This window comes from Pediococcus claussenii ATCC BAA-344 (assembly GCF_000237995.1).
Lineage (GTDB): Bacteria > Bacillota > Bacilli > Lactobacillales > Lactobacillaceae > Pediococcus > Pediococcus claussenii.
This window is the reverse complement of record NC_016605.1, coordinates 946,867-970,003: the sequence shown is the minus strand read 5'-3', so window position 1 is coordinate 970,003 and position 23,137 is coordinate 946,867. Positions and strand designations below refer to the sequence as shown.

Below are 23,137 nucleotides of genomic sequence, written 5' to 3'. Positions count from 1 at the left end.
TTGCAAATAATTAATGTTTTGCGTATTATTAGAGAAAAGCTTTACCTTAATTTGGTTCCGTGAAACCAGAAGGTGCTTATCTTTTAAGGGTATCTGCGTTAGAAGACTAACATTTGACTGCAACAGTCCTTCTGGAATCATTGAATTCTAGAAGGACTTTTTATTTTGAGATGGAGAGTGAACAAGATGCAGGAAAAAGAGTTTAGAAACGATGAAGCTGTTTTAGATATTCATGATAAACCAAATTTGCCTGAGTTATTTGGTTTATCCATTCAGCATATGTTTGCTATGTTTGGATCAACAGTTTTAGTCCCAATATTAGTGGGGTTGAACCCAGGAATTGCATTGTTCAGTTCAGGTGTTGGAACACTGCTATACATATTAGTCACAAAAGCCAAGATTCCAGCTTACATGGGATCAAGTTTTACATTTATCGTTCCTATGATGGCATTAATGAAAACAACTGGGTACGCTGGTATTGCGCAGGGAACAATTGCTGTTGGTACTGTTTATCTAATTGTGGCGCTTATTATTAGTAGAGTGGGATCGGATTGGTTGGATACCATCTTGCCACCGATTGTTGTTGGTCCAATTGTAATGGTAATTGGATTGTCATTAGCTGGTACTGCTGCGAAGGATGCAACAATGAGACAAATAAGTACTACAAGTAGCGTTTACGATATTAAATTCTTTTTAATAGCCTTAGTAACGTTATTGGCGACAATTGGTTTTAATATGTACTTAAAGGGTTTTGCGAGTTTAATACCAATCTTACTTGGATTAATTGTTGGTTATGTAATCGCGTTGGCACTTGGTGTCGTTGACTTAAGCGGTGTTCAAAATGCACACTGGTTGGCATTACCAAAGTTTCAAATACCGTTTTTAACCTATAATTTAAAATTCAATTTAGGTGCAGTTTTAAGTATGGCGCCGCTCGCCCTTGTAACCATGACTGAACATACTGGTCATATCATGGTTTTAAATACATTAACGAAACGTAATTTTTTTAAGGATCCTGGCTTACATCGCACTCTTTCTGGAGATGGATTGGCGTCGATGGTTGCAGGATTTATTGGAGGACCACCCGTTACAAGTTATGGAGAAAACATTGGCGTTATGGCTGTCACAAAAGTGCATAGTGTTTATGTGCTTGCTGGAGCAGCTGTTAGTGCAATTATTTTTAGTTTTGTGGGCAAACTTAGCGCGCTAATTCAAAGTATTCCTGGCCCTGTAATTGGAGGAATTAGTTTTTTGCTTTTTGGTACAATTGCTGCCAACGGATTAAGAATTTTAGTTGATAATCAGATTGATTTTAATAAAAAAAGAAATTTAGTTATTTCCGCTGCTATATTAGTAATTGGAATCGGGAATGCTACTTTACAAATTGGAAGTTTACAATTTTCAGGGCTAGCGGTGGCAACTGTTTTAGGGGTTACATTAAATCTTATTTTGCCTGATAAAGCTGCTAGTGAAAAATAATTTTTTTGAAGCATTGCTTTTATAGTATGATATTCATATCATAAAAACAATTTTGAGGTGAATCATTTGGACTGGACAGAAGTTAACGTAAAAACTACAAATGAAGCGATAGAAGCGGTTAACAGCATTTTTGAAGACCTAGGTGCTGTGGGTGTAAAAATTGATAACGCATTGGATTATCAAAATTGGCAAGGTCAAAATCACGGTGAACTTTATGAATTAAAAGATATTCCCCATATTAAGGAGGGAGCAGTTGTCTCTGCTTACTATCCTGAAACAACAGACTTACAACCAATTCTTGCAACCCTCAAACGAAAAATCCAAGAGCTCAAAACTTTTGATTTGGACATTGGAGCCGGTGAAGTATCAATGATTAAGGTTAAAGATGATGACTGGGCAACAGCATGGAAAAAATATTATCATCCAGTTCGAGTTACTCGCTATATTACTGTTGTTCCAAGTTGGGAATCATACAAGCCAGTTCAGCAAAATGAACATGTAATTCGTTTAGACCCTGGAATGGCTTTTGGAACGGGTACACATCCAACGACACAACTATGTATTCAGGCTTTAGAAATGACAATTCGCGGTGGAGAAAAAGTTCTTGACGTGGGTACTGGGTCCGGTGTTTTGAGCATTGCTACTAAATATTTCGGAGCAAACACGGTATTAGCATATGATCTCGACGAAGTTGCGGTTCGGGCCGCTAAGGAAAATCTAGATTTGAATCCAATTTCCAAAGATGTGAGAGTTGCTGCTAATAATCTTTTAAATGGTGTTGATGAGAGAGCTGACTTAATAGTCGCTAATATTTTGGCCGACATTATTGTTCCACTCGTTCCCCAAGCGTATCGTAATTTGAACTCCAATGGTTATTTTCTCACTTCTGGAATTATTGCAGATAAGTTAGACATAGTTCTAGAGGAACTAAAAAAATATAATTTCGTAATTACAGAAATTCTTAGCTTTGGTGAATGGCGTGCAGTTATAGCAAAGAAGAAAGTTGAACTTTAGGTATTGAGCGGATGCAAAGATATTTCATTGATAGTTTAGTTACTGCTAAACAAAATATTAAGTTAGAAATTAATGATCAAAAACATCTTTTTAACGTTATGCGTGCAAAAAGTGGTGATCAAGTGGAAATTGTCTCGAGTGAGAAGTCGCTATGGCTGGGAGAGGTTGTTGATGATGGCCAATTAATTCATATTTTAAAATCAATCGATCAAGTTGTTGAATTACCAGTTAAGGTAACTATTGCATGTGGAATTTCTAAAGGTGAGAAAATAGATTGGATTGTGCAAAAGGGAACAGAACTAGGGGCTACAGAGTTTATTTTCTTTTCAGCCGATTATTCAATTGCGCGTTGGAATAGTCAAAAGATCGAAAAAAAACTGCAAAGACTCACTAAAATTGCTAAAGGTGCTTCTGAACAATCACATCGTTTGCGAATTCCAACTATTCGATATGTTAAGAATGCGCACGAATTAGTGCGTACTAGCACCTCATCTGTTAAACTAGTAGCATATGAGGAATCTGCAAAAAATGGAGAAAGAAGCAAACTTGTAAGTGCTCTTCAACATGTTGTAGCTGAATCGAATTTATTGGTGGTCTTCGGGCCAGAAGGTGGGATTTCACCTGCCGAAATTGAATTGTTTGATAATAATGATTTTAGTATGGTTGGTCTTGGCCCTAGAATTTTAAGAGCTGAAACTGCACCATTGTACATTTTATCAGCAATTTCGTACCAATTAGAATTGATAAAAGGGATGAATTGATTATGCAAAGATTGCGCGTCGTAATGAACGATTCACATTGGCGCTACTGGTTAGTTGCCTTGTTAATTGGACTATGTTTACCAATTATTTTGGAGTTATGCCACACACCGTCGGCAATGGTAGATTTATGGTATATGATTGTTTTAAATAGTTTAACAAGTTTCGCGTTTGGAAATTTGATTAAATCTAATAAACTGCCTTGGTATCTTTTATTCGTTTTTCCGCTTGCATTTCTAGTGGGCGCTTGGATTATTTTGCCACATTATAGCTATTATTTTGCAATAATTTACTTGTGTATTGAATTTTTATCGTATAATCTCACACGAGAATAATATTATTGCTTTTTAAGAATAAGCCACGTATACTAATTTTAAATGTTGAAAGCACGTAGTCAGTTGATTTCGTGCTTTTATTGTATTAATGGACGGTGAGAAAATGTCGAAAGAAAGAGTATTAACTGATACTGAAGTTATGAATATGTGTCGCGAGTATATGAATAAGGATCACGTTGCATTTGTCCAAAAGGCATGTGATTTTGCTTCATATGTGCACCGAGAGCAACGTCGCCAATCGGGTGAAGCTTACATTATGCACCCCATCCAAGTTGCCGGAATATTGGCAAACCTAAAGATGTATCCAGAAACAGTTGCTTCGGGGTTCCTACATGACACTGTTGAAGACACTTTGATTACCTTAGGTGACATTCAGGAGTTGTTTGGTAAAGATGTTGCGGTAATTGTTGATGGTGTTTCAAAAATCAGTAAAATCAAATATAAATCAAACCAAGAACAACTGGCTGAGAATCATCGTAAGTTACTATTAGCGATGTCAAAGGACATTAGGGTAATCATTGTAAAACTAGCTGACCGTCTGCATAATATGCGCACTTTAGAACATCTTAGACCTGAAAAGCAAAGACGTATTTCTAATGAAACACTTGAGATATATGCTCCTTTAGCTGAGAGACTTGGTATTAGTACAATTAAATGGGAACTCGAAGATACATCGTTACGCTATCTGAACCCACAACAATACTATCGAATTGTCCATTTGATGAATTCTAGGAGAACACAGCGGGAGGAATATATCAATAAGGCTATTGATGATATTAAAGTCGCAGTTGATGATCTTGGACTAGAATATACTGAAATTTACGGTAGACCTAAACACATTTATTCGGTTTATCGTAAGATGGTTGATCAACATAAACAATTTAGTCAAATTTACGATTTGCTTGCGATTCGGGTAATTACGGATTCTATTCGTGATTGTTATGCTATTTTAGGAGCAATCCATACTAAGTGGAAACCGATGCCTGGTCGTTTTAAGGACTATATAGCAATGCCAAAAGCAAATATGTATCAATCACTGCATACAACCGTTGTTGGACCTGAGGGTAGACCTTTGGAGGTTCAGATTAGAACTGAAGAAATGCATCGTGTTGCTGAGTATGGTGTGGCAGCTCATTGGGCTTATAAAGAAGGTAAGACTGACAAAGTTGAAGAGGATTCTGCTGGAGATAAGTTAAATTGGTTTAAGGAAATTGTTGAGCTACAGGATGATAGCCGCGATGCTGCTGATTTCATGGAAGGAGTGAAAGGGGATCTTTTTGGGGATCGAGTATATGCCTTCACTCCCAAGGGAGACGTCTTTGAGCTACCTAAAGGATCAGGTCCATTGGATATGGCGTATATTATTCATACAGAAGTTGGAAATCGGACCACTGGTGCTAAAGTTAATGGGAAAATAGTACCATTAGATTATTCCATTAAGAATGGTGATATTGTTGATATTATGACTTCCAGTAATTCTGTGGGGCCAAGTCGGGATTGGCTAAAACTTGTTTCTACAAGACGTGCCCGAAATAAGATTAAACAGTTCTTTAGGCAACAGGATCATGCAGATAATGTTGTTAAGGGACGTGAGATCATCAGTCATCAACTTACTCAATTGGGTTTTAATCCGAGTGAGATAATGACTGATGCTAAACTCAACGAAATTTCGACAAAGCTTAATTATTCTTCAGTAGATGATTTGCTTGCAGCTGTGGGCTTCGGTGATCTTGCTCCGGTGGGAGTGTCGAATCGTTTAACAGATGAAGTTCGTGCCAAAAAAGAAGTTGACCGACAAAGGCAAGCAGAGAAAGATATCTTAGAAGATCACCAGACCGTTTCGAACGAAAAAGCGGTTCAGGCGAAAAAGAAATCATCGTCAGAAGGTGTAGTAATTGAAGGCGTGGACAATTTGCTTGTAAGGTTAAGTCATTGTTGCAGTCCTGTTCCTGGAGACCCAATTGTGGGGTATATAACTAAAGGGCGTGGTGTATCAGTACATCGTGAAGACTGTCCCAATGTTAAACATGCGGAGCAACAAGGTGAACGTTTGATAGATGTTCAATGGGAAAGTCCCAATGATCAAACTGGCAATTATTCAGCTGATTTAGAAGTTCAGGGATACAATCGGAACGGTATGTTAAACGATGTGCTTAAGTCTGTAAATAATAGTACTAAGAATTTATCATCAATTAATGGAAAATTGGACCGAAATCGAATGGTAATTATTAGCTTAACGGTTGGTGTTCGTAATTTAGAACATTTACAACATATTATTGATGGATTAAAAAATGTGAAAGATGTATATGTTGTCAAACGACCAACACATTAAGGGATAAATCATGAAGATTATTATTCAAAGGACCAAAAGTGCCAGTGTCTCTATTGAAAATAGAACTATTGGTACGATACATGAAGGATTAGTACTGTTAGTCGCCTTTAACGATGATGACACTGAGGAAGATTTAAAATATGCTGTCAATAAAATTATTAATATGCGTATTTTTGCAGATCAGAATGACCGAATGAATCGATCCTTGATAGACATCAGGGGTCAAATCTTATCAATTTCGCAGTTTACCTTGTATGCATCAACTAAAAAAGGCAACCGACCTAGTTTTACAGAAGCTGGTAATCCACAAACTGCAAAACAATGGTACGATACATTTAATGACATGTTGAGAGAGCGTGAAATTATTGTTCAAACGGGAGAATTTGGTGCTGATATGCAAGTTCAGTTGATAAACGATGGACCAGTTACAATTATCTTAGATACACAGAACAAATAATAAAAATACAAACTAGGGCTGCAACAGTTCAATTACTGGTAGCCTTTTTGTATGAAAAAATAAAAGAGAGAATAGAGAATGGAAATTTTTTACGATTTTGATGGAACATTATTTGATACTTATCCAGCAATGGTTAGGGCATTTAACTCACTAGGAAAGTTTTATGGGAAAACGGTCGATTCACGTGAGGTTTACTTAAAGATGCGTCGTCATTCTTTTGGTTTTACTTTAAATGAGTTTGCGCAAGAAAATGATTTAGATGCGAATTTGGCTGAAAAAAAATTTCGCGAATACGAGCGAACAGAATTACAATCAGCAAAACCTTTTCCGAATGTAGTTGATTTATTAAAACAAAATATTGCAAAGGGTGGAGAAAATTTTCTACTAACTCACAGAAATGAAGAGGTAAATCAGTTACTCGAAAAAGAGGGGATGCTAAGTTTGTTCACTGGATTTGTGAATGGATCAATGACCTTTCCCAGGAAGCCTGATCCGGCTTCCTTAAACTTCTTAATCAATAAGTTTAAGGTAAATAAAAAAGCAGCATGGATGATTGGAGACCGAAATCTCGACATAGATGCCGCCCATAATGCTGAAATAAAGGGTATACTATTTGATTATGATAATATTATTGATCCTACAAGTAATCCAGAATACAGGGTCGATACTTTTTCAGAAATCATCGATTTATTTAATGAACTTCGCTAAACCAGCTGTAACGGCCGATGCAACTCGACTGGGGTAATCACTGCTTGATATTTCTTTGAAATCATTTCGGCTATTAATGTAGCCACCTTCCACAAGAATAGCTGGTCGTTTATTATCACGTAAAACTTGGTAATTAGCATACCGTACTCCTCGATTGTAGAGAGGGATCTTTGTAGTTAATTCTGAGTTAATGTCTTTACCAAGTTGGACGGATGGCCCTTGGTGGTAATAATATGTAGTATCACCCGTTCCCATATTATCGTCCCCTGACGAATCATAATGAATGCTGATAAATGCGTCAGCATCCAATTTATTTGCCAACTTTGGTCGGGCAGCTAAGCTTACGAACGTGTCAGTTGTCCTAGTTAAGACGACTCTGGCACCTGTTGCAGATAATTTTTTATAAATTTCTTTTGAAGTTCGTAGTGTATATTTCTTTTCCTCATGCTTAGGATTAATACCAAGTGCACCTGAATCAGTACCACCATGACCCGGATCAATCACAATTGTTGCTTCTGAAAGAGGTATCGCTTGTTGCCCTTTTTTAAACTGTGTATTAGTTAACCAGGAGGGAATCCAGCCAGTTTTAGTATCACTAAAACGAATTTTGTCCCAGTCAGTAACATCATCCTTCCGAACAAGGGAAACGCGTTGCCCTTGTTTTAGGGTTCCTATTTTGGCTGATTTTCTGGATGGGGAGTCTCGAATTATTACATCATTAAGCCCAACCGTAACTTGGCTTGCTCTAAAAAATGACGGAATAAGAATGATGAAAAACGCGACTGCAACTAATCCAATTAAAATTTGTAATACATTACGTTGTGCATATGCTAATATTTTTTTATAATCCATATTACTTACCTTTGCTATAATCTTAAAACATTATAACAAATTTAGAACAAGGTTCCAGCTTACATCTACTTGACTTTGTGTTTTTTCTCTAGTATTTTAAATATTGAATACTGTTAGTTGAAGAGAAGGAATAGTAATTATGCCTAGTTGGTCAGAGAACCCTGTTTGGTGAGAATGGGTACAACCATTAGTATAATGAAGACACCTTTGAGATGGTTGGTTAGCATACCTTTATCATGCTCGAGTTAAGCACTAAGGTGGTACCGCGCAATTGCGCCCTTGATAATTTCAAGGGCGTTTTTTATTTAGTTTAAGATTTGAGGGGATTAGACATGAAATATCAAAAACCAAAGGGAACGGCGGATATAATACCTCCGTTTAGTAAAGAATGGCAGTTTGTTGAACAAGCAGCTAGAGATACTTTTAATCTATACAATTATTCAGAAATTCGCACTCCAATTTTTGAAAGCTTTGACATTTTCTCACGAAGTGCAGGAGATACCTCTGATATCGTGACAAAAGAGATGTATGATTTTGAGGATAAGGGTGGTCGCCACATTGCCCTTAGGCCGGAAGGAACAGCAGGGGTTGTACGAGCATTCGTTGAAAACAAGCTTTATGGTCCAGAACATCAAAAGCCAGTAAAAGTATATTATATGGGCCCAATGTTCCGTTACGAGCGACCACAGTCTGGTCGTTTGCGGGAATTTCATCAGATTGGTGTTGAGGCGTTTGGTAGTGCAAGCCCCCGTATGGATGTTGAAACTATTGCAATGGCAATTGACCTTTTAAAGAAAGTTGACGTCACTAAGGTCAAAGTTGTTATTAATTCATTAGGAGATGCTCAATCTCGTTCGGATTACAGGGAAGCACTGATTAACTATCTGGAACCACATTTCGGAGAGTTAAGCAGAGACTCTCAAGAACGGTTGCACAAGAATCCATTACGTGTACTCGATAGTAAAGATAAAAATGATCAAGAAATTGTTAAAAATGCGCCATCAATTTTAGAATATCTTACTGAGGATGCACAGCAACATTTTGCAACTGTTAAATCAGCCTTGGGTGACCTTGGCATTGATTATGTGATCGATTCTAATATGGTAAGAGGCCTTGATTACTATAACCACACTATTTTTGAAATAATGGTAAATAATTCTTCATTAGGTCATGGAGATGTCACTATTTGCGCTGGTGGTAGATACAATGGACTTGTCGAGGAACTTGGTGGCCCTGAATGTCCGGGTGTTGGTTTTGGACTTGGCGTTGAGCGTCTATTATTACTACTTGGTGAAGACGCAAAGCAAGAGATTCAAAAATCAGACTTAGATGTCTACGTGGTAGGAATTGGTGACGACGCCCGTTCTTATACACAAAAACTAGTTCAACTATTCCGCGAAAATGGTGTAAAAGCTGATCAAGATTATCTTGAACGCAAACCCAAGGGACAATTCAAGAGTGCCGACAAACTCAAAGCAAAATTTGTAGCAACCATTGGTGATGAAGAAATATCCAATAATAGCTTTAAATTAAAGAACATGCTTACTGGGGTTGAAGAAGACATCAATAATAGTGATTTTGAATCAAAAATAAAAGAAATTTTGGGGTAAGAGTCTATGAAAAGAACAACATATGCTGGATTAGTTGATGATCAATTCGTCGGTCAAAACGTTTCATTAAAGGGCTGGGTTCAGAAACGACGTGACCTTGGTCAATTAATTTTTATTGATTTACGTGATCGTGAAGGGCTAGTTCAATTAGTCTTTAGTAAAGAATTTTCTGAAGATGCGCTCAAAATTGCAGATCAGCTTCGAAACGAATTTGTGATTGAAATTACTGGTGATGTGAAGAAGAGACAAGATAAAGATATTAATCCCAACATGAAGACTGGTACTGTTGAGGTTGAAGTCCACGAGGCTCGCATTTTAAATACGGCTAAGACACCACCATTTGATATTGAAGACAATGTAAATGCTTCGGATGAGTTAAGAATGAAATATCGCTATCTTGATTTACGTCGTCCTGAAATGCTTCGTGGTTTAAAAGTGCGTAACCGAATTACGCAGGCGGTTCATAGTTATTTAGACGAAAACGGCTTTTTAGATGTCGAAACACCTAATCTAACAAAATCCACCCCCGAAGGAGCTCGTGACTATTTGGTACCTTCACGCGTATATCCAGGGCATTTTTATGCCCTCCCTCAATCGCCACAGTTATTTAAGCAATTGTTAATGGGTGCTGGAATTGATCGTTATTATCAAATTGCACGCTGTTTCCGTGACGAGGACTTGCGCGGCGATCGTCAACCAGAATTTACACAGATAGACTTAGAAACTAGTTTTTTGAGCGCTGAAGAGATTCAGGATATTACTGAAGGACTTATTGCGCGAGTCATGAAAGACACACTTGATATTGATGTTAAGTTACCATTTGATCGAATTTCGTGGAATGAATCAATGTCTCGTTTTGGAACCGATCAACCCGATGTTAGATTTAGCATGGAATTAAAAGATCTGACTGAAACGGTGCGTGATTCTGAATTTAAAGTATTCAGTGGTGCGGTTGAACGGGGTGGCCAAGTGAAGGCAATTGCTGTTCCTGGCGGTGCTGATGCATTTTCTAGAAAAGATATTGATAAGTTGGGCAAATACGTAGAACGCTTTGGTGCCAAGGGGTTAGCTTGGGTCAAAGTAACTGATGACGGTTTTAGTGGTCCAATTGCTAAATTTTTTGATGTAAACCGTACTAAAGCTGTGATTGCGGCAACCAATGCAAATGTCGGAGATTTATTGCTGTTTGCAGCTGATCGTAAAAAGATAGTTGCTGATACTTTAAGTTATTTACGTGTCGAATTGGCAAAACAGTTAAATCTAATTGATGAAGACAAATTTGCTTTCTTATGGGTCGTTGATTGGCCACTTTTTGATTATGATGAAGGTGATCAAAAATGGGTGGCTGCACATCATCCATTCACTATGCCAAATGAAGAGGATGTGCACTATTTAGATGAAGGAGAAGATCCACATAAAGCTCATGCTCAAAGTTACGATATTATTTTAAATGGACTTGAATTGGGTGGAGGATCAATCCGTATTCATACTCGAGAATTGCAGGAAAAAATGCTAAAGGCGCTAGATTTTACTCCAGAAAGTGCAAAAGAACAATTTGGCTTCCTACTTGATGCTTTAGACTTTGGCTTTCCACCTCATGGCGGCTTAGCAATTGGTTTGGATCGTTTTGCTAGATTATTAGCAAAACGTGATAATATTAGGGACGTGATCGCCTTTCCAAAGAATTCAAAGGCAGCAGAGCCAATGACTGATGCACCATCAATTGTTTCTGATCAACAGTTAGATGAACTTTCCTTAAAGGTTACAAAAACTTCTTTCAATGATGAAGACAATAAATAAAATTAAAACATCGCTTCGGCGGTGTTTTTTGTTACCATAGTAAATGGTATATTTATTGGGTAAATATTGAAAAGAGGTAAAGAAATTGGATCGACAATTTAAAAAAATGGCCAAGAGGCATCAATATGCGGCAAGAGCTTCGAGTGCTTTTATGTACGCCATTTTAGTTTCCATCGCCATGAACTTTTTTTGGACACCTGGGAAAATCTATGCATCAGGAATAACGGGTCTTGCCCAAGTTGTCACAACTGTTTTTGGAAGATATGTACATATTAGTTTATCCGTAGCCGTTATGTTGTTTGTCTTAAATATTCCACTATTTTTACTTGCTTGGAAGGGAATCGGACATCGCTTTACCGTTTTTACAATTCTGTCAGTCGGCTTAGCTAGTATAATGATTAAGGTTCTTCATCCAATCACATTAACTACGGATCCAATTATTTGTGCTATTTTTGGTGGTGCAGTCAATGGCTATGGAACTGGGTTCGCTTTAAAAAATGGAATTTCAACTGGTGGACTCGACATTTTGGGTATTACAATTTTGCGTAAAACGGGGCGTAGCATAGGTTCAATCAATATTGCTTTTAATGTATTCATTGTAGTAGCTGCCGGATTTCTATATGGTTGGCCATATGCATTTTATTCAACAATTGGATTAATTGTGAATGCTCGTGTTATGGATATGACATATACGAGACAACAAAAAATGCAGGTTCTTATTATTACAGATCGTCCCAAAAGTGTAATTGACAGTGTACAAAATAATATAAGACGTGGTATTACAATTTTGCATGGTGCCGAGGGGGCATATAATCATAACGAGAAGACTATTCTTTTCACGGTTATTTCTCGTTATGAAATGTCTGAACTTGAAAATGCCATGAAAGTTGCTGATCCAAATGCTTTTGTAAGCATTACGGATACAATTAAGATTTTGGGGCATTTTTACGAGCCAAAACTGTAAGGGAGCACTTATGAAATTCTTATACTCGGTTTTATTTCGCATTATTAGTTTGTTTCCAATTAAACATAACAATAGGTATAAGGTGACTTTTTTTCTTTCATTTTCAGGTAACTTTGATCTCGTTCAACGGGCAATAAAACGCTTTGGTATGGAAAACGTACAAGTGTTATTTACAAATGAGGTTACGGATCTTAGTTTAATTTCCAGAAAAGAACGTTTTAATAACTTTAATATTATAAAGATCATTTCTGCAATACACAGCGGAAAGGTTGTAATTTTTGACAATTATTTTCCCTTTCTGGAAAGTGTAGGAAAAAAGAAATCGCAAAAGTTCATTCAAATTTGGCACGCTAATGGTGCCGTAAAATCGTTCGGCTGGGAGGATCCAAACACTTTCCGCAGGTCTAGTTTGGACAAAAGAAGGTTCCAACGTGTTTATGATAGTTTTGATTATATTTTGGTAGGATCCAATGCAATGGCAAGTGTTTTTAAAAATAGCTGGCATATACCGAATCAGAAAATAGTTAAAATAGGATATCCTCGTTCTGATCGCTTTTACAACTCGGATTGGCAAGAAAGTGTTATTAAGAAAATTCAACGAATTCAACCTACTTTACTCGAAAAGCCGTTGATTTTTTATGCCCCCACCTATAGAAAAGATCTGAACTTTGTTTTACCAACTGATTGGGATTCTTTTGTTGTCCCGCCAGATATGAATTTGGCAATTCGCTTACACCCACATTTAAAATCAATGGAAAAAGATATTATCAACAAAACTTTAGGTACGATTAATGTTGATTCACGAATTTCAACGGATGAACTGTTATTTATTTCAAAAGTCTTGATAACAGATTATTCTTCAGTTCTTTTTGATTTTGCTATTAACGCTTCAAATAAAGCAGCTTATTTATTCACATATGATTTAGATAGTTACAAGGAAAACGTTGGTGTTCAATCAATCTTTTTTAACCAATATAGTAATATATTAACTAAAAAAAGTGCTGACCTGGCCCAGTTAATTCTGAAAAATGATTCCACAAACTTTTTGAAATCTGTCAATGATAAATGGAATACTTTTAATGATGGACATGCAACCGAGCGTTTATTAAATTTAATTGACCGAATAAATACTATGTCTTAGTCATAGAGGAGGTTTTTAGAATGATTATCGGATCACACGTCAGTATGAGCGGAAAATCAATGTTTGAAGGCTCTATTCAGACAACCATTAATAATGGTGCCAATGCTTTAATGGTTTATACTGGAGCACCACAGAATGCTCGCAGGAAGCCAATTGAACAGCTTAGAATTTTGGAAGCCAAAAAACTAATGCTGGATAATAATATTCAAGATGTAGTTGTTCATGCTCCATATATCGTGAATTTGGCTAATAATCAAAAAGCAGAAAATTATCGATTTGCAATTGAATTTATGGCGCAGGAAATTGAACGTGCAGATGCACTTGGTGCAAAACAACTTGTACTTCATCCGGGATCGCATGTTGGACTAGGAAGTAAAAAAGGAATAGATAATATTATCTATGCGTTAAATCAAATTCTAAGTAGCAAACAAAATGTTCAAATTGCGCTTGAGACAATGTCAGGGAAGGGTACTGAAGTTGCTCGTTCTTTTGAAGAAATTGCCACCATTATTTCAGGTATTAAATATTCAAATTTAGTTTCGGTTTGTTTTGACACTTGTCACGTTAACGACGCTGGATATGATATAAAAAACAATCTTAATAATGTTATGGGGGAATTTAACCATATTATTGGTAAAGAAAGAATTGGCGTTGTCCACTTGAACGACTCTAAAAATGTTTTAGGCAGTCATAAAGACCGTCATGAGAATATTGGTTACGGAACACTTGGTTTTAAAGCACTAGATAGAATGGCTCATCAAGAATTCTTAAAAGAAATTCCCATCATTTTAGAAACTCCATGGGTTCAATTGTCTGGAGAAAAAGTTTCACCATACAAAACAGAAATTTCAATGTTAAAACAACGAACATTTGTTGATTGGAAGTGAGTTCTGACTAAGTATCAAAAAGCATCTTAAACGGTAAAAGCTAATTGTCGTTTAAGATGCTTTTTGATATTTATAAAGTTGGCAAAACATGGTTACACTTATTTTTCATTGCCATTATCAATATTTTCCATAATAATTGTCGCAGTTTCCTCAATTGATTTATGTGAAGTATTGATAACAAAGCAGCCAATTTTCTTGAATAAATCATTTGCAAACTGCAATTCTTTTTTTATACTGTCAGAATTAGAATAAGTTGAATCTGGATTAAGCCCATATGAAATCATTCGTTGACGGCGAATTCCATTTAATACTTCTGGGGTGGTAGTTAGTCCAAAAATTTTACTCTTATCTACTTTCCAAATCTCGTCAGGAATGGAAGCTTGTGGTACAAGCGGTAAATTGGCCACTTTGTATCCTTTATTTGCAAGATACAATGAAAGTGGTGTTTTGGATGTACGAGAGACACCAAGTAGTACTATGTCAGCTTTTAAGAAACCTGTTGGGTCCTTACCATCATCATATGTTACTGCAAATTCCATAGCTGCAATTTTATCAAAATAATTGTCATTTAGTGAGTGGCGTCGACCAGGCTTATTTGCTGGCTCTAAACCCGTCTGCTCAGAAAATAACTTAATTGCTGGGGTCAAAATATCGTAATATTTTAAATCATTTTCTTCACAAATTGATTTAGCAAAAACATTTAATTTGCTATTAACAAATGTTGAAAAAACGATTGCACTTTCTTTATGTGCTTTGCGTAGAATTCCTTCAAGGAGCGATTCAGTTTGCGTAAAGGGGTACTTAGTAAATTTTATATCTGTATCTGGAAATTGAGCAGCAGCGGCCTTTGCAACCTGATCCGCGGTATCACCAACTGAATCTGAAATTATATACACTAGAATTTGATCCATGACAATTCTCCTATCTTACTCTTTAATTTCATTTTATCACACACGTACGAAGTTAGAAAGCGCTTCCTAAATGCCGTGTTAAGCGATAAGTACTACTTTTAATAGTAAGCACATAACTTTAAGCATAATTTTAGAATGTCTGTACTTCTCCTTTTTCACTTTTTAATGCTCTTCCATAGATCACTAAAATACCGAAATTTTTATGTATAAATAAATTATTAATACTATTTCTATCGTTATAAATTCCTACAAAGTGAATGAAAAATGGTATGCTACTTAGAGAAATAATTTAAATTGTTTTAACAGAAGCTGTACTGTTTTTAATACGCAAATTTTTAGTAACATAAGTTCAATAATTTGCTTGCTAATTTAAAAAAGTTCAGTTATACTGTTTAAGACATGTGCGAGAGCACTGCATATTTTCAGGCACGGAGGGAGGGATTTTATATGTCAAAAACAGTCGTTCGTAAAAACGAGTCACTTGATGACGCTCTTCGTCGCTTTAAACGTACGGTTTCAAAGTCAGGTACTTTGCAAGAATATCGTAAGCGTGAATTTTACGAAAAACCAAGTGTAAAACGCAAGTTGAAGTCCGAAGCAGCACGTAAGCGCAAGAACAAGCGTCGCTTCTAATTCGATTGAAGCTCCTGATTTCAGGAGCTTTTTTTGTAGACTAATATGGAGGTAATTATATAATGAACATTAATGAACAACTTCAAAATGATTTAAAAGTAGCTATGAAAGCTCACGATAAAACTAGTTTAAATGTCATCCGTATGTTAAAAACGGATTTAACTAATGAAAAATTAAAATTGGGTCATGATTTAACAGAAGAAGAAGTTTTAACTGTTTTAAGTAGAGCTAAAAAACAGAGAAACGATTCGATTACTGAATTCAAAAAGGGCAATCGCGATGATTTAGTAGATGAAACAAAAAAAGAAATCGTAATAGTTGAAAAATATTTGCCAAGCCAACTTTCGGAAGATGAACTTCGCCCTATTGTTCAAAAAGCCATTGACCAAACTGGCGCAAAATCAGTAGCTGAGATTGGCAAAGTTATGGGAATTGTAATTCCCCAAACTAAAGGACAAGCATCCGGTGGGCAAATCAATAGTATTGCACGTGAACTATTACAATAAGGAGTGAACTAATTGACTGAAGATGTTTTTGAAAAACAAATTATCTTGTCAGATCCATCTCTTGAGGTATCTTTACTTGGAAACCAAGAACGGTTTGTCCCGATAATTGAAGAGGGAATGGGCGTTGATATCCATCCCTTTGGTGAAAAAATTTCAATTAAGGGCTCAAAAGAACAGGTACTTAAAACTGAACAGATTATGAAAGCGTTAATCAAAATTCTTAATCAAGGCGTTCAGTTAAATAGTACTGATTTTGTTAGTGCCATGAAAATGGCTGATAATGGAACACTTCAGTATCTTCCCGATTTATATTCTGAGGTTCTAATTAGGGATAATAAAGGCAAACCAGTCCGTGTTAAGAACTTTGGACAGCGTCAATATGTACAGTCTGTTCAGAAAAATGATATTACCTTTGGGATCGGGCCAGCTGGAACAGGTAAAACGTATTTGGCTGTTGTTCTTGCAATTGCTGCTTTAAAAAGCGGTGATGTTGAGAGAATTATTTTAACTCGGCCTGCAGTTGAAGCTGGTGAAAGCCTTGGCTTTTTACCTGGCGATCTAAAGGAAAAAGTAGATCCATATTTGCGTCCAGTTTACGATGCTTTGTATCAAATAATTGGGGCCGAGCACACTGCAAGATTGCTTGATCGTGAAGTTATTGAAATTGCTCCACTGGCTTATATGCGTGGGCGTACCTTGGATAACGCTTTTGTTATTTTAGATGAAGCACAAAATACAACTAGCCAACAAATGAAGATGTTCCTTACACGATTAGGATTTGGTTCTAAAATGATCGTCAATGGTGATATCACTCAGATTGATTTACCAAAAGGCTCTCGCAGTGGACTAGCTGAGGCACGTAATATTTTAAAGAACATTAACAAAATTGAATTTGTTAATTTCACTTCAGATGATGTTGTACGGCACCCCGTTGTTGCAAAAATTGTTAGAGCATACGATGAACAAACAGGGAGCAAAAAATAAATGGACATTCAAATTTTTGATCACACTAAAGAAGCAAGTAAAGAAGACCTAAATTTAATTACAGATATTCTTAATTTTTCAAGCAATTACATCGAGCTTGAAAAAAATACTGAAATGTCTGTTACTTTAATGCACAATGATGAGATTCAATCAATTAATAAGAAGTATCGAAACGTAGATCGTCCAACTGATGTTATTAGTTTTGCTATCAATGACGAAGATGAAGACATTATTATGGATCCTGAGATGGCAGCCGCGATTCCAGACAATATAGGTGATTTAATGATTTCAGTTGATAAAGTTGCTGAACAGGCTGATTTTTTAGGCCATTCATACGCTAGAGAGTTAGGTTTTCTTTGTGTTCACGGATTTTTACATCTAAACGGATTTGATCATATGGAAAAGGCTGATCAAGAGAAAATGTTCCCAATGCAAAAGGAAATTATGAATGCTTATGGCCTTGGAAGATAAAGAACAGACTGGGAAAAATCATAATTTTAAAACATCTTTAGAGCACGCCGTGGCTGGATTAAAACTTACTTGGAAAGAAGAACGTAATTTTAAAATACATCTCATAACTGCTTTTTTTGTGATTGTGGCCGGCTTGTTTTTAAGATTAACTTTCCTTGAATTGAGCATAATCTTGCTATGTGTGGTTCTCGTATTAGTTGCTGAAATAGTTAATACTCTTACAGAGAATTTAGTAGACATGTATACTAAAGGTAAATATGACATTCGAGCTAAGAAAATTAAAGATTTAGCGGCAGGTGGGGTACTACTGTCAGCACTATTTGCAGCTGTTATTGGTATTGTTATATTTGCAAATAAGATTTGGTAGGAGAATTGAATAATGGATAATAAAGGTTTTCGCTCGGGATTTGTTGCAATAGTTGGACGACCAAATGTAGGGAAGTCAACTTTCTTAAATTACGTAGTTGGGCAAAAAGTTGCCATTATGAGTGACGTTCCGCAAACAACACGTAATAAAATTCAAGGTGTGTATACCAACGATCAGGAACAAATTATTTTTATTGATACACCCGGTATTCATAAAGCACACAATAAGTTAGGCGATTTTATGGTGCAGTCGGCCATGTCGTCCTTAAATGAAGTTGATGCTGTTATGTTTATGGTAAACGCGGATCAGCGAAGAGGGGCCGGCGACAATTTCATTATTGAAAGGCTAAAAAAAATTACAGATAAGCCAATTTATTTGGTGATCAACAAAATTGATCTCGTCCATCCTGATGATTTATTTGAAATTGTTGAATCATATAAAGATGCTCTTAGTTGGAAAGAGATTTTTCCAATCTCAGCATTACAGGGTAATAATATCAATGAACTTATTAATTCTCTGGGGCAAGAACTCCCAGAGGGCCCTCAGTATTATCCAGATGATCAAGTTACCGATCATCCAGAACGATTTATCGTTTCTGAGTTGATTCGTGAAAAGGTTTTACAATTGACGCGGCAGGAAGTTCCACATTCAGTTGCAGTTTTGATTGATTCGATGAAACGTGATGATCGTGACATGGTTAATATCCAGGCCACAATTATTGTGGATCGTCCAACTCAAAAGGGTATTATCATTGGTAAGGGCGGTAAAATGCTTAAAGAAATTGGTAGTCGAGCACGTTTAGATATTGAAAATCTATTAGGAAATCGTGTTTATCTCGAACTTTGGGTTAAGGTCTCTGAAGGTTGGCGTGATAAACAAAGTCTTTTGCAAACATATGGATATCGTAAGGATGAGTATTAGTAATGGCAGGAAATGCTGATTTTACTGCAATATACATGTTTTCACGTGATCATCGCGATAACGACCAACTGGTAAAACTCTTTACGCGAGAATATGGGAAAAAGATGTTTTTCTTGAAGGACGCAAAAAAAGCCGGTTATCGTTTAGCTGCATCTGTATTACCATTCAGTCATGGAGTATATTCCGGTTTTATTAGAGAGACTGGCTTGTCTTACATTAATGCTGAAAAAAATGTTAAACAATATGAAAATATTTTTCAAGACATTGAATTGAATGCATATGCAACCTATATTCTTAATCTAGTTGATGCTGCATTTGAAGATAATGATGCTCAGCCAAAGTGGTTTGACGTTGTCGATCGCGCATTAACCTTGATTGATAATGGAATTGATTTTGATATTGTTACTAATCTAGTACAGATTCAACTTATCTCAGTTTTTGGTGTACAATTTAATTGGTTAAATTGTGTTGAATGTGGACGCAACGATTTACCATTGGATTTTTCTGAAAAATTTGGTGGTATGCTTTGCTCCAATCATTGGAAGTTAGATCCACATCGTTGGCATCTCTCAGCTAAAACAAGCCAAATTCTAGCTTTGTTAAATCAAACAAGTATTTTTAATTTAAATAATGTATCTGTATCCCAGGAAACTAAAGATCAGATCTGGGAACTTTTAGATAGTATTTATCAGAATCAAGTTGGTATTAAGTTAAAAAGTAAAAGCTTTATTGATCAAATGAAAAAGTGGAATGTTTAATCAAGGTTGACAAAGCACGATTATTCTCCTATGATTTATACAGTTTAATAAGGCTATGAAGAAATTAATTAGGTTATCTTATTTTTTTCAGTGAGGCAGGTTAGTGGAAACTGTCATTAAGGTGCTTAAGTGGCGTTTGGAGCCTATTGTAGAAGAGCTGCTAACTTTTATTTAAGTTAGAAGTAGGGTGGAACCGCGATTAATCGTCCCTATACAACATTTTTTGTTGTATAGGGATTTTTTATTTTTAGGAGGAATTATTTACTATGACTAAAAAGCTTTCTGTTCAAGAAATCATTTTAACGCTTCAAAAATATTGGTCCGATCAGGGTTGTATGCTTATGGAGGCTTATGATACTGAGAAAGGGGCTGGTACAATGAGTCCGTATACATTCTTAAGAGCCATTGGTCCGGAGCCATGGAATGCTGCATACGTTGAACCTTCACGCCGTCCAGCAGACGGAAGATATGGCGAAAATCCCAACCGCTTATATCAACATCACCAATTTCAGGTTGTCATGAAACCATCGCCTGAAAATATCCAAGAATTATACTTAGGTAGTCTAAAGGCTCTGGGTATTGATCCGCTTGAACATGACATTCGATTTGTAGAAGATAACTGGGAAAATCCTTCAATGGGTTGTGCCGGTGTTGGTTGGGAAGTATGGCTTGATGGCATGGAAATCACTCAATTTACTTATTTCCAACAAGTCGGTGGATTAGAAGTAAGTCCAGTAACCAGCGAAGTGACTTATGGATTAGAACGTTTGTCATCGTATATTCAAGACGTGGAAACAGTGTTTGACCTTGAGTGGGGAAATGGTGTCACATATGGGGATATTTTCAGCGAACCTGAATATGAACATTCTAAATATTCTTTTGAAGAATCTAACCAAGAAATGTTAGAACAAATGTTTGATAGCTTTGAAAAAGAAGCTAATCGGGAAATAGAAAATGGACTGGTTCATCCTGCGTATGATTATATTTTGAAGTGTAGTCATACTTTCAACTTACTTGATGCGAGGGGGACCGTTTCTGTTACAGAACGAGCTGGTTACTTATCAAGAATTCGTAACATGGCTCGCAAAGTTGCCAAACGCTTTGTTGAAGAACGTGAAAAATTGGGATTCCCACTCTTAAAAAATGCTAAGGAGGAACACTAATGATGCATGACTATTTACTAGAATTAGGTCTGGAAGAAATACCTGCACATATCGTAACACCAAGTATTAATCAATTAGTTGAGAGGGTTTCTCAATTTTTGGAAGATCAACAGTTAACTTTTGAAAAAATCGAAAAATTTTCAACTCCTCGGCGACTAGCAATTAAGGTCAGTGGTTTAAGCGATACGCAGCCCAATAGTGAAATTGACGCTAAAGGACCTGCCAAGAAAATTGCTCTCGATGAGAACGGTGCTTGGACAAAGGCCGCTATGGGATTTGCACGTGGACAAGGTGCAAGTGTTGAAGATATCTCTTTCAAAGAAGTAAAAGGCACAGAGTATGTTTTTATTCACAAAGAAGTAATCGGTAAAAATATTAAAGACATTTTACCTGGTATTAAAAAAGTTATTGAGAGCATGAATTTCCCAACGATGATGAAATGGGCTGATTTTGATTTTAAGTTTGTTCGGCCTATCAGGTGGATTGTTTCCCTACTGGATGATGAGATACTTCCATTTAATATCTTAGATGTTAAAGCTGGTAGAATGACACAAGGACATCGTTTTTTGGGAAACCCGACAACTATCGACAATGCAAATCAATATGAAGCTAAATTACGTGAAGAATTTGTATTAGTCAAAGCTGATGAACGAAAAGATTTAATACGGCAACAAATTGCTGCAATTGCAGGTGAAAAGGGCTGGGTAGTACAGCCAAATACTGAGTTACTTGAGGAAGTTAATAACTTAGTTGAATGGCCAACTGCTTTTAGTGGACAATTTGATCCAAAATATTTAAACATTCCTGAGGAAGTATTGATTACCTCCATGCGTGATCATCAAAGATTTTTCTTTGTTCGAGATCATGAAGGGAAATTGTTACCTAACTTCATTTCAGTAAGAAATGGGAACGAGGAACACATTGATAATGTTGCTCGTGGTAACGAAAAAGTGTTGACGGCCCGCTTGGAAGACGCTAATTTCTTTTTTACTGAAGATCAAAAAATGACAATAGAATCTTATGTCGAAAAGCTTAAAAAAGTTAGTTTCCACGACAAAATCGGAACGATGTATGAAAAGATGTTACGTGTGAGAAGTATTGCATCAACTTTATTTAATGAGCTAGATCTCAATGCCTCTGATGTTAACGAAGCTGATTTGACAAGGGCAGCTTCAATTTACAAATTTGATCTGGTCACCGGCATGGTTGGAGAATTTCCAGAATTACAAGGTGTCATGGGAGAAAAATACGCACTGTTACAGGGCGAAAATAAAAATGTGTCAACTGCAATTAGGGAACACTATATGCCAATTAGTTCCGATGGGGCTTTGCCTGAAACATTATATGGAGCTGTTTTAGCCCTTGCTGATAAGTTTGATAATTTATTTAGTTTTTTCAGTGCCGACATGATTCCAACTGGTTCAAACGATCCGTACGCTTTACGCCGCCATGCCATTGGAATTGTTAGGATTTTAGAAAATAGACAGTGGGATTTGAACTTAAAGGACTTTACACAACATGTACAAGAGAAACTAGTTGAAGATGGTACTGCATTTGGAGTTGATGTTAAACACAACAATTCGGAATTGCATCATTTTTTTGATGATCGTCTACATCAATTAATGGATAATGCTAAAATTCGTTACGATATTGCTGATGCGGTTTTATCAGGTAATAATCCTGAATTAATTGGTAAACTTCGTTATGCTGAATTACTAGTTAGTGAAAGCAAGAATTCTTCTTTTAAAGATACAATTGAAGCGTTAACTCGAGTTCAAAGGATTGCCTCTAAGAGTAAAAATGTTAACAGTATTATTGACGAGAGTTTATTCGAAAATGATAGTGAAGTAAAACTATTTAAAGTTATTTCATCATTGAGGTTTAACTTAGAAGATCCTACCCAGTTTGTTCAAAATTTATTTAGTTTGAAGAACGTTATTACGGACTATTTTGAACAAACCATGGTCATGGATAAAAACGAAAAGATTAAAAATAACCGTTTAAATCAAATGACGGTTTTAAATAATTTAATTACGAGTGTTGCTGATTTTACAAAGGTTAATGTTAAATAATTTTGAATCAAAAA

23 protein-coding genes are annotated in these 23,137 nt (G+C 36.2%); 21 read left to right on the top strand and 2 right to left on the bottom strand.

The annotated features are described in order from the left end of the window. The first annotated feature begins 186 nt into the window (after nt 1-186). The 7 genes from PECL_RS04640 (at nt 187) to PECL_RS04610 (ending at nt 7,083) form a co-directional block, all read left to right on the top strand. Nucleotides 187-1,479: a solute carrier family 23 protein gene (locus PECL_RS04640; RefSeq protein WP_014215433.1), complete on the top strand. Its 1,293-nt coding sequence runs from the start codon at nt 187-189 to the stop codon at nt 1,477-1,479. 66 nt (nt 1,480-1,545) lie between these two features. Continuing rightward, nucleotides 1,546-2,493, top strand: a complete 948-nt coding sequence (gene prmA / locus PECL_RS04635; RefSeq protein ID WP_041534612.1) for a 50S ribosomal protein L11 methyltransferase — start codon at nt 1,546-1,548, stop codon at nt 2,491-2,493. 11 nt (nt 2,494-2,504) lie between these two features. Next, the gene (locus tag PECL_RS04630; RefSeq protein WP_014215431.1) at nt 2,505-3,254 is read left to right on the top strand and encodes a 16S rRNA (uracil(1498)-N(3))-methyltransferase; all 750 of its coding nucleotides are present in this window, start codon (nt 2,505-2,507) and stop codon (nt 3,252-3,254) included. 2 nt (nt 3,255-3,256) lie between these two features. After that, nucleotides 3,257-3,586: a hypothetical protein gene (locus tag PECL_RS04625; RefSeq protein WP_041534611.1), complete on the top strand. Its 330-nt coding sequence runs from the start codon at nt 3,257-3,259 to the stop codon at nt 3,584-3,586. Nucleotides 3,587-3,689: 103 nt separating this feature from the next. After that, on the top strand, nt 3,690-5,918 hold the full coding sequence (locus PECL_RS04620) for a RelA/SpoT family protein (protein WP_014215430.1): 2,229 nt from the start codon (nt 3,690-3,692) through the stop codon (nt 5,916-5,918). Nucleotides 5,919-5,928: 10 nt separating this feature from the next. After that, on the top strand, nt 5,929-6,375 hold the full coding sequence (gene dtd / locus PECL_RS04615; RefSeq protein ID WP_014215429.1) for a D-aminoacyl-tRNA deacylase: 447 nt from the start codon (nt 5,929-5,931) through the stop codon (nt 6,373-6,375). A gap of 78 nt (nt 6,376-6,453) precedes the next feature. Next, nucleotides 6,454-7,083, top strand: coding sequence for an HAD hydrolase-like protein (locus tag PECL_RS04610; protein ID WP_014215428.1), 630 nt, complete (start codon nt 6,454-6,456; stop codon nt 7,081-7,083). On the opposite strand, the gene PECL_RS04605 is transcribed toward PECL_RS04610, so the two are convergent. After that, nucleotides 7,063-7,935 carry an N-acetylmuramoyl-L-alanine amidase gene (locus PECL_RS04605; protein WP_014215427.1) on the bottom strand — a complete coding sequence of 291 codons (873 nt, stop codon included), beginning with the start codon at nt 7,933-7,935 and terminating at the stop codon, nt 7,063-7,065. The two genes, PECL_RS04610 and PECL_RS04605, sit on opposite strands and share 21 nt — an antisense overlap. 332 nt (nt 7,936-8,267) lie before the next feature. Here PECL_RS04605 and hisS point away from each other — a divergent pair, with 332 nt between their 5' ends. The 5 genes from hisS (at nt 8,268) to PECL_RS04580 (ending at nt 14,337) form a co-directional block, all read left to right on the top strand. Next, nucleotides 8,268-9,545 (top strand): histidine--tRNA ligase, encoded by a 1,278-nt coding sequence (gene hisS, locus PECL_RS04600; RefSeq protein ID WP_014215426.1) that lies wholly within the window; start codon nt 8,268-8,270, stop codon nt 9,543-9,545. A 6-nt stretch (nt 9,546-9,551) separates the two neighbouring features. After that, nucleotides 9,552-11,345: an aspartate--tRNA ligase gene (gene aspS / locus PECL_RS04595; protein ID WP_014215425.1), complete on the top strand. Its 1,794-nt coding sequence runs from the start codon at nt 9,552-9,554 to the stop codon at nt 11,343-11,345. A 106-nt stretch (nt 11,346-11,451) separates the two neighbouring features. Further along, entirely contained in the window at nt 11,452-12,309 is an 858-nt protein-coding gene (locus PECL_RS04590; RefSeq protein WP_014215424.1) for a YitT family protein, read from the top strand. Nucleotides 12,310-12,319: 10 nt separating this feature from the next. Further along, nucleotides 12,320-13,450 (top strand): CDP-glycerol--poly(glycerophosphate) glycerophosphotransferase, encoded by a 1,131-nt coding sequence (locus PECL_RS04585; protein WP_014215423.1) that lies wholly within the window; start codon nt 12,320-12,322, stop codon nt 13,448-13,450. 20 nt (nt 13,451-13,470) lie between these two features. Further along, nucleotides 13,471-14,337, top strand: a complete 867-nt coding sequence (locus PECL_RS04580) for a deoxyribonuclease IV (protein ID WP_014215422.1) — start codon at nt 13,471-13,473, stop codon at nt 14,335-14,337. A gap of 98 nt (nt 14,338-14,435) precedes the next feature. On the opposite strand, the gene PECL_RS04575 is transcribed toward PECL_RS04580, so the two are convergent. Beyond that, nucleotides 14,436-15,248, bottom strand: coding sequence for a pyruvate, water dikinase regulatory protein (locus PECL_RS04575; protein WP_014215421.1), 813 nt, complete (start codon nt 15,246-15,248; stop codon nt 14,436-14,438). A 447-nt stretch (nt 15,249-15,695) separates the two neighbouring features. Between PECL_RS04575 and rpsU the strand changes: the two genes are divergently transcribed. From rpsU to glyS, 9 genes are all read left to right on the top strand, one after another. Next, nucleotides 15,696-15,881: a 30S ribosomal protein S21 gene (gene rpsU, locus PECL_RS04570; protein ID WP_014215420.1), complete on the top strand. Its 186-nt coding sequence runs from the start codon at nt 15,696-15,698 to the stop codon at nt 15,879-15,881. Nucleotides 15,882-15,943: 62 nt separating this feature from the next. Beyond that, entirely contained in the window at nt 15,944-16,387 is a 444-nt protein-coding gene (locus tag PECL_RS04565; protein WP_014215419.1) for a GatB/YqeY domain-containing protein, read from the top strand. A 12-nt stretch (nt 16,388-16,399) separates the two neighbouring features. Then, nucleotides 16,400-17,371 (top strand): PhoH family protein, encoded by a 972-nt coding sequence (locus PECL_RS04560; protein ID WP_014215418.1) that lies wholly within the window; start codon nt 16,400-16,402, stop codon nt 17,369-17,371. Further along, entirely contained in the window at nt 17,372-17,842 is a 471-nt protein-coding gene (gene ybeY / locus PECL_RS04555; protein WP_014215417.1) for an rRNA maturation RNase YbeY, read from the top strand. Then, entirely contained in the window at nt 17,826-18,209 is a 384-nt protein-coding gene (locus tag PECL_RS04550) for a diacylglycerol kinase family protein (protein ID WP_014215416.1), read from the top strand. Before ybeY ends, PECL_RS04550 begins: the two co-directional genes overlap by 17 nt. Nucleotides 18,210-18,221: 12 nt before the next feature. After that, on the top strand, nt 18,222-19,130 hold the full coding sequence (gene era / locus PECL_RS04545) for a GTPase Era (protein ID WP_014215415.1): 909 nt from the start codon (nt 18,222-18,224) through the stop codon (nt 19,128-19,130). Between the two features lie 2 nt (nt 19,131-19,132). Further along, nucleotides 19,133-19,888, top strand: a complete 756-nt coding sequence (gene recO, locus PECL_RS04540) for a DNA repair protein RecO (protein WP_014215414.1) — start codon at nt 19,133-19,135, stop codon at nt 19,886-19,888. Between the two features lie 266 nt (nt 19,889-20,154). Continuing rightward, nucleotides 20,155-21,051 carry a glycine--tRNA ligase subunit alpha gene (glyQ, locus tag PECL_RS04535; protein WP_014215413.1) on the top strand — a complete coding sequence of 299 codons (897 nt, stop codon included), beginning with the start codon at nt 20,155-20,157 and terminating at the stop codon, nt 21,049-21,051. Then, nucleotides 21,051-23,123 (top strand): glycine--tRNA ligase subunit beta, encoded by a 2,073-nt coding sequence (glyS, locus tag PECL_RS04530; protein ID WP_014215412.1) that lies wholly within the window; start codon nt 21,051-21,053, stop codon nt 23,121-23,123. The genes glyQ and glyS overlap by 1 nt, the downstream gene beginning before the upstream one ends. The last annotated feature ends 14 nt before the right edge of the window (nt 23,124-23,137 follow it).